Raw genomic sequence first — 13,541 nt, 5'->3', positions numbered from 1 at the left:
CGGCCTCACCATCCGCAAAGGCTGGCTCAGAAACTAACAACACGCCACCATAAGCAACTAATTTTGGGTATTAACCCTTATTGTGTAACAAAAAGTGCCCCGAACAGGATTCGAACCTGCGACCTTTCGCTCCGGAGGCGAACGCTCTATCCACTGAGCTATCGGGGCTTAACGCATTGAGTCTAGCAAAGGTTGATGTTGGGTGAAGAATGGTGCTTGACCGCTTCACTTTCGTGCATAGGTCGAACGCCCTGATGACGCTTAGGGTGAGGAGTGTCATACTAGGGGAGTTGATTCGCTGATACCCAAGGAAGGGACACAATGCGCGTTCATATTGGAACAGACCATGCTGGCTACGAGCTGAAGGAAAAAGTCGTCGAGCACCTCAAGGAAAAAGGTTACGACGTTGTTGACCACGGCGCCCATGAGTACGACTCGTTGGACGACTACCCGCCGTTCTGCATTGAAGCAGCAGAAGCAGTGGTTGCTGATGCTGGCTCTCTGGGTGTCGTTATTGGTGGCTCCGGAAATGGTGAGCAGATGGCCGCGAACCGTGTGAAGGGTGTGCGCGCTGCGCTGGTGTGGAATGATTCGACCGCACGTCTTGCCCGCGAGCACAACAATGCGAACGTCGTCTCTGTTGGTGCGCGTCAGCACACCGTCGAAGAGTGCCTGGCATTCATCGATGCCTTCCTCGAAACCCCGTTCTCTGAAGATGAACGTCACCAGCGTCGTATTTCTGAAATGGATGATTACGACGAAGCGCATCGAAAATGAGTGGTGTCGTTAGACGCTGAAACTCAATAGAATGGGGTTCCTCGGTTTTCCGAGAGACCCCATTCGTGTTGTTAACGGCGCACATGGCTGAGTTGAGGCCGCCCCCTAGATGTCGAATCCGAAGCAGGGAGCTAAGGTCAGCGCCACAAGGAAAATGTTGAGTGCCACGATAGCAACGGCAATCAGAGTTCCACAAACCTGCGTGAGAGTCGCATTCGAGTGCTCGCCCATAATCGAAGGCTGGCGCGTGTAGCGGATCAAAGGAATAATCGCGAAGGGAATGCCGAAGGACAGGATAACTTGGGAGACGACCAGTGCCCACGTCGGTTCTGCCCCTATTCCGAGGATGATGAGGGCGGGGATGAGCGTGATCAGTCGTCGCACAATCAGCGGGATCCGAATGTGAAGCAATCCGGCCATGATTTCTGAACCGGCGTATGCGCCAACGGATGTCGATGCTAGGCCTGACGCGAGAAGGCCAACGGCGAAGATCGTGGCAACGACCGGTCCAAGTGCACTGGCGATTGCAGCGTGAGCACCTTCAATGGTGTCTGTTCCGCTGACCCCTGACAGTGCTGATGCTGCGAGAAGAAGCAGGCCGATGTTGACGATTCCCGCCAATCCGAGTGCCCACACGATATCAATCCGGGTTGCTCGCAAGTGATGTTTCAGGTCCGCGCGAGGAGCTTTTTCGTCGTGGTCGTTCACCAGCGAGGAATGTAGGTAAATCGCGTGTGGCATCACGGTTGCGCCAAGCATGGACGCTGCGACGAGAACCGAGTCCGTGCCAGCAAATCGGGGGACGAGGCCGGCCACAACTGACGGGCCGTCTGGCGGAGCAATGGCCAGTCCTGCAAGGAATCCGATTGTGATGATGAGCAAAAGGCCGATGATGACGCGTTCAAAGATCTTTTGTGTCCCGCCACCTTGCAGGGTTAACAACAGTGTTGAAACGACACCGATAATGAGTCCACCGGTAAGAAGCGGGAGCCCGAAGAGGAGGTGAAGTGCCAGAGCTCCGCCGATGATTTCCGCTAAGTCAGTTGCGGCTGCAACGACTTCTGCTTGAAGCCAATAGCCAATGCGTGCGCGTTTTTTCAAACGTGTGCCGAGAAGAGTGGGGAGTGATAGTCGCGTGACTAGGCCCAGCTTTGCGCTCAAGTATTGAATGAGCATTGCTGCAAGGTTGGATGCCAAAAGAACCCATACCAGCAGGTAGCTGTAGCGTGCGCCGGCGGTAATGTTTGCTGCAACATTCCCGGGGTCTACGTAGGCGATTGCCGCAACGAATGCAGGACCCAGCAGCGTCGCAAGCGACGGGTGATGAGTCTTTGATGTGCGGGGAGCAGGTAGCTGCGTCTCCGTAGAATCAAGTTTCGGCATGCCGAAACCCTAACGCGTTTTTATTGCGATGTCACTCAAGAATGAAGAGCATGAACACGCCAAAGCAACCTAGACCAGCGTGACCAGGGATCAAGATTCAGTCGAAGCCTCGTCAACCTGATCGGTGGAGAGCACGGGGTAGGTAGCGAGCACGCAGACGTACTGGGCGAAGGCGATCCCAAAAACGACGAACCAGAAAAGCAAACGGATCGCCCACGGCAGTGAAATTGATGCCAACACAAGGGGTCCAGCCACAACGAGCAACGCCAACAGAGTCCGATGAAGCTTCATCACGGATGCCAAAAGTGCGACGCTGGCCAAACGCGGAAGATCTTTGACGTTTACGCGTCCCTTGTATGCCAAACGGTGAGCAAACATCGGCCAGACCCACACGTGCGTAAACGCTGCAATCAGCACTACGAACACAAGCAGCGTACGAACGATCAATACCATCGAGTGGGAAGCAAGATGCGTCGTCACAGACCACTCCCACAACAGTAGGGAGAAAAGTAGGCCTTCAACAAGTGCAAGGAGAATCGCGGGCAACGCTGCCTTGCGGACAACCTGAGCGACGGCCGGGGCAATCGCCGTGGACTCGGAAGCAATTAAACGCAACGAAACCAAGGTCATCACACCAAGACCCACACCGAAAGTGACGACGGGTAGCGAAATGAGCAAACCGACAACGTTCGCCATCACAAGTGCCGCAATCCACGACAGCACCTGAGCGATTGACGAATCAGGCCCAAAACGTGAGCTCACTTGGCTTCTCCGTTCTGAACCAGGGGAGCAGTTGTACCACCAGCATGAATCGTGGCGGGAACAAAGACGTGACGGACCGGTGCGGAATCATTGATCTGCTCGAATAAGACATCGCAGGTCAGACGAGCGATCTCAAGGGGAGGCTGAACGACAGTCGTCAGTTCAGGCTCGACAAACTGGCCGATCGTAATGCCGTCGAAACCAATGATGGACATGTCATCAGGAATCAACAAACCCGCTTCGCGAATTGCGCGCATTGCACCAATCGCGAGAACATCCGCGATGGCAAAAATCGCGGTCACATCGGGACGCTCTTGAAGCAGGCGCTTCGCCAAATGATATCCGTGTTCGTAGGTGTAGGGGTTCATCTGCTCGCGTGTTTCGAAGCGAATCAGATCATCATCAAGCGGAATACCGGCATGTGAAAGAGCCTGTCGGTAGCCGGTGATGCGCTGGGCGCCAACAGAAGCATCCCCTTCGGGAACGCCAAGGGCGGCAATCGTTGTATGCCCGAAGTCAATCAGATGCTGGACAGCGCGGCTAGCTTCTTCTTGGTCATCAACGGCTACAGACGAATATGCCGAATCATCAACTTTGGGCAGACGTGACACCGTGGAAAGCACGAAAGGCACGTTGAACTTCTCGAAGACGGATGCTTCGTGGCGGAAAGAGCCGCCAAGGAAAATGGCTCCCGCCATCAGTTCTTCATCAACGATCTTCGTGGCCTCTTCGACTTCGTCAGCCCAGTGGGGGACCTTCACGACGGTCAGAAGATAGTTCTTTTCGCGGACGATAGCTTCCAATGGATCGAGAACCTGTTGGAAGAACGGATTATCGATGCCCTTGATGATCAGGGCAATCGCAGGATTGTGAGAGAGCTTGAGGAAGCGAGCATGACGGTTGGGGCGATATCCCATCTGATCGGCGAGCGTCACAATGCGTTCGCGAGTGCTGTCGGAGATATCGGGCTTGTTATTGAGTGCACGAGACACTGTCACCACACCAACACCGGCGGCTTTGGCGATGTCTTTAATCGTGGGGCGGGAATTCGAGGCTCGCATGGTCGCCTTCGTTTCGCTTTCTAGAAAACGGGGGTTCAATGATGCTCGCCCCTTATCGTGAGCCGTGTCATACCAAGTGCGGTGCGACGCGTCTTCAGATAAGGGGCGAGTCCGTCATGACTATGTTCAGCCCTTGACTGCGCCGGCGACGACGCCTTCAATGATGTGCTTTTGACTGGACAGGTAGAAGATGATGATCGGAATGATCGCAAGAACGAGCATTGCCATCAACGCGCCCATGTCGTTTGAACCGCGCGAGCCGACCAGCTGCTGAACAACAACAGGGATCGTCTTGTACGGGGTCGACAGACCAATAACCAAGTAGGGCAGGAGGTAGTCGTTCCAGACCCACATCGCGTTGAGGATCGCGACGGTGATCATCACGGGCTTCAGCATCGGCATAACGATGCGGAAGTAGTTCTGAACCGGACCGCAACCATCAATCATGGATGCTTCTTCAATCTCCAGCGGAATCGACTTCACGAAGCCGGAGATGATGAAGACCGACAGGGGAGCACCAAAGCCCAGGTACAGCAGGATCATGCCGATTGGGTTGTCGAGGTGCAATATGTCAGCGATCTTGACGGTTGGGAACATGACCATCTGGAAAGGAACGATCATCGAGAAGACGAAGAAGAGGTAAAGCAGGTTCGTCCACCACGTCTTCACACGCGTAATGTAGTACGCGGTCATCGCGCAGAAGAAGACGATCAGAATCAAAGAACCAATCGTGATGAAGAAGGACCAGCCTGCGGCGGCCAAGAACCCGGTCTGCTCGAGGCCCGTCACGTAGTTCTGAATACCGGCGAAGTAATCGCCCAGTGGCAGAGCAAACGGGTTATCAGAGATGAACAGACGGCCCTTGAACGAGTTCATCAAGATGAAGAACAGAGGGCCAAGGAACACCAGAGTCAGTGCGATCAAAACGATGTAGAGAATCGCCTTGCTGACAGGGTTAGAGCGTTCTTCCGTGGCAACGATGGGGGCAGCCTTTGTGCTCACGCTTCGACCTCCTTGCTACGGGTTGCGCGCAACTGAATGAATGCGATCACGGAAACGATGAGGAAGAAGATCACGGCCTTGGCTTGACCAACGCCCTCGAAACCGACGCGCGAGTAGAACGTGTTAACGATGTTCAGAGCAACCATCTCGGTCATGTCGAGTGGCTGGCCGTTCGTCAATGCGAGGTTCTGGTCGTAGAGCTTGAACGAGTTGGACAGCGTCAGGAACAAGCAGATGGTGATCGACGGCATGACCATCGGGATGGTCACGTTACGAAGAATCGTCCATTTTCCTGCGCCATCGATTTCGGCTGCTTCAATGAGTTCCTTCGGAACACCTTGAAGACCAGCGATGTAGATGATCATCATGTACCCGACCATCTGCCAGTTGATCAGGATGATCAAACCGACGAAGCCGTAGGTGGCATTGGTGACCAGCGTGGTTTGCCAGTGCAGCAAGATTGCGTTCAGAATTGTCTGCCAGGTGTAGCCCAAGACGATGCCGCCGATCAGGTTCGGCATGAAGAAGACGGTACGGAAGAAGTTCGTACCCTTGAGCTTGCGGGTCAGTGCGTATGCGATTGCGAATGCAAACACGTTGACCGTAATGATGGAAACAATTGTGATGGCGACGGTGAAGATCAGAGCACTAACGAAGCCCTGCTTGTCGCTGAATGCATCAATGTAGTTCTGAACGCCGACAAACGTCGCGTTGGTGACGGTCGTGAACTTCGTGAAGGACAGGTACAGACCGATTGCGAACGGGGCAAGGAATGCCAGCGTGTACGCAAGGAATGTGGGTCCGACGAAGAGCAACCCAAATTTCTTAAGAGCTTTAATCATGAAAAGTTCTTCCTTGAACTATGCGAAGGCGGGTGTGCGGGACCCGGTTGGTTCCCGCACACCCGTATTCGGCAGATGAGTGCGGAGCGTTAAGCTCAGGCGCCCTTCTCAGCTGCCCATCCGGTGGTGAAGGTCTCGACGACCTTGTCCCAATCCATCTGGCCTGCTGCGTACTGCGACAGGGCAGCACCGAAGTCATCCTTGAAGGTCTGGCTCGGGAAGGTGGTGAAGACCCACGGAATCGTGGTCAGCTTGGTGTTGGACAGGTAGGAAACAACTTCCTTTGCCAACGGATCGGCCGGCTGCTCAGCATCGGTGAAGGTGTTGAACGGCGGAATGAAGCCGAGGTCTTCGACCATGTACTTCTTACCCTTTTCGGAGTTGATCAACCAGTTGACGAAGTCGATCGAAGCCTTCTGCTTGGCCTCGGAAACCTTCGAGTTGATCGAGAAGAAGTTCTCGGTGCCGATGTTCAAGCCCTGGGTTTCTTCGCCCTTGTGTCCGGTGTAGATCGGGAGCATCTTGACATCTTCAGGCTTGACAGTGTTGCCTTCAATGTCAGAAATCTGGCCGTATGCCCAGTTGCCATTCTGAACCATAGCGGCCTTGCCGAGGGCGAATTCAGCCATGGAGTCGTTGACTGCCTTGGAGGAAGCGAGCTCGGGAGCAATGGTGGAATTCTGCAGGTAGAGATCGAAGATGTTCTTGAACTCATTGCCGTGCGAGAAGGTCATTTCTGCCTTGTCGTCCACGCCGTCGTCCTGGTACTCGAAGTAGACGGGAAGGTCGGCGAGGTGCGTCTGCCAGCGCCAGTCTTCACCGGGCTTGAGTGAGGTTGAAGCAAAGACGCCGTCGATGCCGAGCTCGTCCTTGCGAGCCTGCATGTCCTCAACAACAGTCTTTAGGGTGGCGAAGTTGTTGATTTCTTCCATCGAGGTGGCCTTCGCGCCGGAGAGGGCGAAGTACTTGTCCATGATGGACTGGTTGTAGATGATGCCATAGCCTTCGACGACGTAAGGAACGCCGTAGACCTTGCCATCTTCACCCTTGACTGCCATTGAGGGGTCAAGGAGAGCCTTGTTGAAGTCGGTGTCGGTCAGGTCGGCGGTGTAGTCCTGCCAGTTCTTCAGGCCGATGGGGCCGTTGATCTGGAACAGGGTTGGAGCGTCCGACTTGGCAATTTCAGACTTGAGGGTCTGCTCGTAGGTGCCGGAGGCGGCCGTGACAACCTTGACCTCGACGCCGGTTTCCTCGGTGTAAGCCTTGGCGATTTCGTGCCAGGTGGCATCGGATTCGGGCTTGAAGTTCAGGTAGTAGACGGAGCCGGTGGTGTCATCGGCTGAATCTGAACCTGACGAGCAAGCTGCCAGAGTAGAAAGGGCTGCGGCTGCTGCAACAGATGCTGCGGCGACCTTCATGAACTTCGACATCGCAGATGTCCTCCTTTGGACGCTTCGAGTTCGTGACGCTACCTGAAGTGCGTCAAGTTGATGCGATAGCGGGGTCACCTCTGAAGAATTTACATCTCCGTCGGTAACGTTTCCGGTGATAGTGAGTATAGGACGATGAAGGCGTTTGCGTCCACAATTGTCAGGTCACAATTTGGTGACGAAAAAATGGCGTGGTTGAGTCATTTAATGGCTGTTGGGTCGTTTTTGAATCATTTACGGATACGTTACCGGTAACGATTCCGTTCCTGACCTGCAGATTTGCTTTCAATTCGTCCTATTTCACCTCGGCGCGCGTAGCTAATCGGGGACGAAAACAACTACCCTAGAAGGCGTGACTCCAGAAGAACTTGCACTCGTTATTCGTCAGGCCATCATCGCTGCTATCGATAATGGTTCGCTTGCTCTGAACGCCGAAGACGTTCCCGACCCTGTGAAGGTTGAGCGTCCGCGCAACCGCGACCACGGCGATTGGGCAACCAACATCGCGATGCAGCTGGGTAAGAAGGCCGGCATGGCGCCTCGTGAGTTCGCGCAGCTTCTCACTTCCGCTCTTGTTTCAGTTGAGGGAATCGACGAGGCTGAGATCGCAGGACCGGGCTTTATCAACATTCGGCTCGGTGCCGCATCTGCTGGTGAACTTGCTCGAACGATCATCGAAGCTGGCGATGCCTATGGCACCGGAGACAAGCTTGCTGGCAAGCACGTGAACCTCGAATACGTGTCCGCAAACCCGACCGGTCCGGTTCACCTTGGCGGTGCTCGCTGGGCGGCTGTTGGTGACTCGCTTGCTCGTCTGATGGTTGCAGCGGGTGCACAGGTAACCCGCGAGTACTACTTCAACGATCACGGTTCGCAGATTGATCGCTTCGCGCGTTCCCTCTATGCCCGTGCAATGGGTCAAGAAGCGCCTGAAGACGGCTACGGTGGCCAGTACATCGCCGATATTGCTGCCCAGGTGCGTGCCGATGCGGCTACGGCCGGTCAGCCTGATCCTGTCACCCTCGAAACTGAAGAAGCTGTTGAAGCCTTCCGCGCTCGTGGCGTAGAGCTGATGTTCGCCGAGATCAAACAGCGCTTATCCGACTTCCGTTCTGAGTTCGATGTCTTCTTCCACGAAGACTCTCTCCACGAATCAGGGGCAGTCGCTCGTGCGATTGAAACCCTGCGCGAACGCGGAGAGGTCTTCGACCAGGATGGCGCCGTGTGGTTGCGCACCACCAAGTACGGTGACGACAAGGACCGCGTCCTTATTAAATCGGATGGTCAGGCCGCCTATTTCGCCGGTGACGTTGCCTACTACTTAGATAAGCGCCAGCGTGGCGCAGACGTCGCAATCTACCTGCTCGGTGCTGACCACCACGGTTACATCGGTCGCATGATGGCAATGTGTGAAGCCTTCGGTGATAAGCCGGGTGAAAACATGCAGATCCTCATCGGTCAGATGGTGAACTTGGTGAAGGAGGGCAAGCCGGTTCGTATGTCGAAGCGTGCGGGCACGATCGTGACCCTTGATGACCTTGTTGACGCTGTGGGCGTCGATGCGGCCCGCTACTCGCTGGTCCGCGTTTCGATGGACTCCAACCTCGACATTGACCTTGATCTGCTGTCATCGCGCACGAATGAAAACCCCGTCTACTACGTCCAGTACGCCCATGCTCGTACTCGTAACGTTGCGCGCAATGCCGCCGAACACGGCGTGACGCGCGAAGCTGGATTCGAGCCCGCAGCTCTCGACACACAGGCGGATTCGGATCTTCTGGGTGTGCTTGCTCAGTTCCCTGCCCAGGTCGCCCAGGCTGCTGAGCTACGTGAACCGCACCGTGTCGCCCGCTACCTCGAGGGCCTCGCTGCTGCATATCACACGTGGTACGGCCAGTGTCGCGTCACTCCTCGTGGAGATGATCCAGTCGATGCTGGTCACGTTGCCCGCCTCTGGCTGAATGATGCCGTGGCACAGGTTCTGCGTACCGGCCTTGGCTTGCTGGGCGTTGCTGCTCCAGAACGGATGTGACGTGGGGGAAGCGCCAGCATCGTTTGACGCCCGCCCGGTCGGGGATCTGATTTGCCCAGAGCCCGATCAACGGCCCGACATCTGGCCGTGGTCAGCCAAGCGCCTCGACAATGGCGTTCTAGAAATCGGTGGAGTTTCTTTGACGGACCTTGCCGATGACTTTGCCACGCCCGCGTTTGTCCTTGATCGCGCTGATCTTGCTGGACGCGCGAATGTCTGGGCGACCGCGATGGCCGAAGAATTCTGGGACGACTACGGAATGAATGGTGGCGACGCTTTCTACGCCGGCAAGGCATTCCTTTCATCCGACGTAGTCCGCGTCGTCACGGATGCGGGGATGGGAGTCGACACGGCTTCCCTCGGCGAGCTGACAATGGCGTTGCGCTCCGGCGCAAACCCCGCCAAAGTGGGATTGCACGGGAACAACAAGCTTGATAGTGAAATTGAATGTGCGCTGTTGGCAGGCAACAAAGAAGGTATCGAACGAATCTTCATCGATTCTCTCTACGAAGTCGGCCAGCTCGACCACATCGCCAAGAAGCTCGGCGTCGTCGCACGCGTCATGGTGCGCGTGAAGACGGGTGTGCATGCGGGCGGAAACGAATACATTTCCACCGGGCACGAAGATCAGAAGTTCGGCGTTGGCGCCTTCGATGGTCAGCTTGACGAGGTCGTTGACGCGATTGCCTCCTCGGATCATCTTGAGTTGCGAGGCCTGCACTCGCATATAGGCTCGCAGATCATCGGCATTGACGCATTCGTTGAAGCGGCTACGATTATCTGCCGGCTGGCGAAGCAGATCCAGGGGCGTACCGGCCTGACAATTCCCGATATTGATCTTGGTGGCGGGGCTGGCGTTGCCTACACGGGTGATGACGAAACACCGACTTCGCCGCTTGAGGTAGCGCGCGCAATTGCGGGTGCTGTGCGTGACGCGTGCGCTGAGCTGGACTTCCCTGTTCCGCACGTTTCAGTTGAGCCTGGGCGTTCGGTTGTTGGACCCGCGATGGTGAGCCTCTACCGCGTTGGGGCCGTAAAAGACGCGACCCTAGGAGATGGCCTGAAGCGTCGCTACATCGCGGTTGATGGGGGGATGGCTGACAATATTCGACCGGCTTTATACGGGGCACGCTACACGGCGACGCTCGCAAATCGTGTTTCCGATGTCGAACCAGTGCGCTCGCGAATCGTGGGCAAGCACTGCGAAAGTGGCGACGTTATCGTCTGGGATGTTGATCTTCCGAGTGACGTGCAAGCCGGTGACCTTCTCGTTATCCCGGTGACCGGTGCCTACGGTTATTCGATGGCATCGAACTACAACATGGCGACCAAACCGGGTGTCATTGCTGTTGAAAGCGGTCAGGCGAGTTGGATCATGCGTCCTCAAACCATTGATGACCTGCTGGAACTCGATACTGGACTTGCCAGCCTGGCCGCCGCCAACGACGAGTAGGGGCGAATTCTTCAGCGTATGTTGTTCATGTTTCTCCCTGAAGAAGATCAGTTAACTGTTGAGCCACGCACTTGAAAAGGAAAGGATGCGCAGTGCGTTCCTGATCGGCCTATTCAACGTCTGCTACGACGGTTTTCAATCCCGATTTCATCATTTGGTGGTGCGAGTCATGCCTGCGCCTCGTTGAGCACCTTGAGTGGGAACTATCGACGAGGTTTCGCGCGCGACGTCGGCTTCGCACTCATCGGGTCTTCAGGCCATAGATGCTTGGGATAACGACCCCGTAGCTGGGATCGCACCTGCTGGTAAGGCTCCGCCCAAAAACTTGCGAGGTCTGAGGTGACGGCAGTGGGTCTGCCCGCGGGGTCCGTCAGGTGAATAAGAAGGGGAAGACGCCCGTTGGCGAAGGTGGGCGTTGCAGTCCAACCGAAGGCTTCCTGTACCCGCAGTGTCACCGTTGGAGTGCCAGTTGACCAGTCGATTTTCCTTCGCTCTCCGGTGGGAATCTCAATGTCGGCGGGAGCCCACTCGTCGAAAGAACCCGCATGTTGCCAAGGGATCAAACTCCTGATGAGCGACGCAGTGTCAATCCTGGCGATTGATCCGCCCTCTGCCAATGCGGAAATGAAGGGAGCACACCACGAGTCAGCGTCAGCAATCAGCGCATCATCGCTCACGTCGGGCCACATATCGGGCGCTACCGCGTGCAATGCTGCAAGACGAGCGCGCATATGCGTCGCAGACTCGGTCCACTTCAGCATTGAAAGACCGTGAGTGGCGAACTCATCGGTGAGTAGGCGCATGACCTCCTCAGGGCTGGGCTTCACATTGCGTGGTTGCCCAAGTGCAATGGCGCCAAGCATTGTGGTTGCGGTTGCGCGGATTCTTCCACCGCTGAACGTGCAGTCCGTGCGCTCCGTGATGAGTGAGTGTCCTAGGGATAGTGCGTCTTCGGCGCTCATCGGAACAGCCGCTCGGATGAGTCCATCGGCCCGGCCGACACTGCGCGTCACATCCGTGATTGCCAGCCATTCGCTTCCCGCCAGCAAAGACGAGGGTGGGAGATAAGCTCCCTGCCCGTCAGCAAAAAGGTAGGTTCCGCTTTGTCCACCTCGAGCGCGAGCAATCCACGTTGGATGAGCAAGCCCAGCAACAAGGCCGATTGCCTCGTCGTCAGAGAGCCTACCGGGGTCGGAATGAGGATCCGCCCAGCGTTCGAGGCGCTGTGAAGACTGACGTACCCGACGGGCAATATCGGCGTGCTCCGCCTTCAATCGCCGGGCAAAATGTGCCAGGTCACCGTCGCCAACTCGAGGATTCTCACCGAGAAGAGCGACAAAGTATGCGGCGCGTTTACTCCCGATCAGTGGTGAAGCAGCAATCAAAGCCTTCCCAAGGAAAGGGGAAACAGGCAGTCGAGCAACGCGACGACCAAGTGTCGTCGGAGAATAATCATCGTCTACAAGGTCTGCGGCGTGGAGGCGCTCGCGGGCGCGCTTTAACGCCCCAGGTGGGGCTGGGTCAATAAGTTCCAACGCGTCCAAACCGCCGCTGGTCCAGCAACGTGCTTGAAGCTCAGCGTCTGCAAGATCCGTCGACAGGATTTCCGGGGTGATCTGGTCGGGTCTGCGCGCGAAACTCACCTGATCAAAGCACCGATAAACCGTGCCCGGCCCGAGCCTGGCAGAGCGTCCAGCACGCTGATCGCAACTCGCGCGAGGCGCTGGAACTGTTATCAATGAACCTGCATCGCGTTGAACGTCATACGACGGAACGCGTGCAAGACCAGAATCCACAACACATCCAATGCCCGGTACGGTCAAAGACGACTCTGCGATCGACGTTGTAATAATGATCCGTCGAGCTTTCTGACTATCGTCGACGCTCAGAATCGCGTCTTGCGCTCCGGGAGCGAGGCGCCCGTGCAGGCCCCGCACATCCATCATGACCCCGCTAACTTCGTGGGGGCCGAACCCTCCTAAAGCCTGGGCGGCCTCGTCGATTTCTTTGGCGCCGGGCACGAAAACGAGGATGTCGGAATTGGTTTGGCTGACCGCTTGGCGCGTGGCTGACACGATGTGCGAGATGAACTCACGCGCGACCACCACATTTCCGCTACTTGTCGTTGCAAGAGGTTGGGCAGACGGCGCCATCCAATGCGTCGTAATCGGATGCAGTGCGCCGGGAACATCAACAACGTCTACTTCATTGAGGACGCCGCCAAGGAACGAAGCCAAACGATCAGCATTCAACGTTGCTGACGTGAGAGTCAGGTGAAGATCTGGGCGTAGGACGCTCATCGTGTCCAAGATGAACGCAAGCGACAGATCCGTTTCAAGATGGCGCTCGTGGAACTCATCGATGACCACGGCGCCAACGCCTTCAAGCTCCGGATCGCCCTGCAGACGACGAAGCATAATACCGGGCGTGACAAATTCGACCCGAGTACGGTCGGAGACCTTGACGTCGCCTCGTACTCGATATCCGGACGTGTCACCCACCTTTTCGCCGAGGAGCCAGGCAAGACGGCGAGCGGCACTCCGCACCGCGATCTGGCGCGGGGCACAGACGATCACACGAGTATCGAGGCTCGCTTCAAGAAGAGGAGGAAGCACAGTCGTCTTACCCGAGCCAGGCGGAGAAGAAAGAACTAGGGCATGACCTGGCTTGATTGAAGGTGCAATACGATCTAAGGCGTCGGCGATAGGTAGGCGTGGCAGGTTAGCCAGAAGGGGATCGCACGCGCTCATGGGATAAGTATGACGTGAAGTCGCTAGACTGTGGAATACGAAGAAAGAA

The 13,541-nt window shown here is 56.3% G+C and carries 10 protein-coding genes and 1 tRNA gene; 3 read left to right on the top strand and 8 right to left on the bottom strand.

Features of this window, described 5'->3' with window-relative positions; translation table 11 throughout:
- Positions 1–95: 95 nt before the first annotated feature.
- Positions 96–168 (bottom strand) — tRNA-Arg (locus QP109_RS07145).
- A 153-nt stretch (positions 169–321) separates the two neighbouring features.
- Between QP109_RS07145 and QP109_RS07140 the strand changes: the two genes are divergently transcribed.
- Positions 322–777 carry a ribose-5-phosphate isomerase gene (locus QP109_RS07140; RefSeq protein ID WP_006681762.1) on the top strand — a complete coding sequence of 152 codons (456 nt, stop codon included), beginning with the start codon at positions 322–324 and terminating at the stop codon, positions 775–777.
- Positions 778–882: 105 nt separating this feature from the next.
- Here the strand turns inward: QP109_RS07140 and QP109_RS07135 are convergent, their stop codons facing one another.
- From QP109_RS07135 to QP109_RS07110, 6 genes are all read right to left on the bottom strand, one after another.
- A complete protein-coding gene (locus QP109_RS07135) occupies positions 883–2,160 on the bottom strand; it encodes an Nramp family divalent metal transporter (protein ID WP_101627366.1) in 1,278 nt (425 codons plus the stop codon).
- 90 nt (positions 2,161–2,250) lie between these two features.
- Complete coding sequence (locus QP109_RS07130; RefSeq protein WP_101627365.1) at positions 2,251–2,922, bottom strand: YesL family protein; 672 nt, start codon at positions 2,920–2,922, stop codon at positions 2,251–2,253.
- Entirely contained in the window at positions 2,919–3,983 is a 1,065-nt protein-coding gene (locus QP109_RS07125) for a LacI family DNA-binding transcriptional regulator (RefSeq protein ID WP_101627364.1), read from the bottom strand. The genes QP109_RS07130 and QP109_RS07125 overlap by 4 nt, the downstream gene beginning before the upstream one ends.
- Positions 3,984–4,109: 126 nt before the next feature.
- Entirely contained in the window at positions 4,110–4,985 is an 876-nt protein-coding gene (locus QP109_RS07120) for a carbohydrate ABC transporter permease (RefSeq protein WP_101627363.1), read from the bottom strand.
- Positions 4,982–5,827: a carbohydrate ABC transporter permease gene (locus tag QP109_RS07115; protein ID WP_101627362.1), complete on the bottom strand. Its 846-nt coding sequence runs from the start codon at positions 5,825–5,827 to the stop codon at positions 4,982–4,984. The genes QP109_RS07120 and QP109_RS07115 overlap by 4 nt, the downstream gene beginning before the upstream one ends.
- A gap of 95 nt (positions 5,828–5,922) precedes the next feature.
- The gene (locus tag QP109_RS07110) at positions 5,923–7,257 is read right to left on the bottom strand and encodes an ABC transporter substrate-binding protein (RefSeq protein ID WP_101627361.1); all 1,335 of its coding nucleotides are present in this window, start codon (positions 7,255–7,257) and stop codon (positions 5,923–5,925) included.
- Between the two features lie 352 nt (positions 7,258–7,609).
- On the opposite strand from QP109_RS07110, the gene argS reads away from it, so the two are divergent.
- Together argS and lysA are read left to right on the top strand one after the other, a co-directional pair.
- Complete coding sequence (gene argS / locus QP109_RS07105; RefSeq protein WP_285024126.1) at positions 7,610–9,289, top strand: arginine--tRNA ligase; 1,680 nt, start codon at positions 7,610–7,612, stop codon at positions 9,287–9,289.
- Between the two features lies 1 nt (position 9,290).
- Positions 9,291–10,742 carry a diaminopimelate decarboxylase gene (gene lysA, locus QP109_RS07100; RefSeq protein ID WP_285024125.1) on the top strand — a complete coding sequence of 484 codons (1,452 nt, stop codon included), beginning with the start codon at positions 9,291–9,293 and terminating at the stop codon, positions 10,740–10,742.
- 203 nt (positions 10,743–10,945) lie between these two features.
- Here lysA and hrpB read toward each other — a convergent pair whose 3' ends face one another.
- On the bottom strand, positions 10,946–13,492 hold the full coding sequence (gene hrpB / locus QP109_RS07095) for an ATP-dependent helicase HrpB (protein WP_285024124.1): 2,547 nt from the start codon (positions 13,490–13,492) through the stop codon (positions 10,946–10,948).
- Positions 13,493–13,541 lie beyond the last annotated feature (49 nt).

Source organism: Pauljensenia sp. UMB9872 (genome assembly GCF_030212665.1).
In the GTDB taxonomy this organism is placed as follows: domain Bacteria; phylum Actinomycetota; class Actinomycetes; order Actinomycetales; family Actinomycetaceae; genus Pauljensenia; species Pauljensenia turicensis_B.
Note: the sequence above shows the minus strand (reverse complement) of the source record. Positions and strands in the feature narration are given on the sequence as shown.

Excerpts from the sequence above, each read along its gene's own strand:
- QP109_RS07115 (WP_101627362.1), bottom strand. The coding sequence starts at position 5,827 with ATGATTAAAGCTCTTAAGAAATTTGGGTTGCTCTTCGTCGGACCCACA.
- QP109_RS07125 (WP_101627364.1), bottom strand. The coding sequence starts at position 3,983 with ATGCGAGCCTCGAATTCCCGCCCCACGATTAAAGACATCGCCAAAGCC.
- QP109_RS07135 (WP_101627366.1), bottom strand. The coding sequence starts at position 2,160 with ATGCCGAAACTTGATTCTACGGAGACGCAGCTACCTGCTCCCCGCACA.
- QP109_RS07110 (WP_101627361.1), bottom strand. The coding sequence starts at position 7,257 with ATGTCGAAGTTCATGAAGGTCGCCGCAGCATCTGTTGCAGCAGCCGCA.
- hrpB (WP_285024124.1), bottom strand. The coding sequence starts at position 13,492 with ATGAGCGCGTGCGATCCCCTTCTGGCTAACCTGCCACGCCTACCTATC.
- QP109_RS07140 (WP_006681762.1), top strand. The coding sequence starts at position 322 with ATGCGCGTTCATATTGGAACAGACCATGCTGGCTACGAGCTGAAGGAA.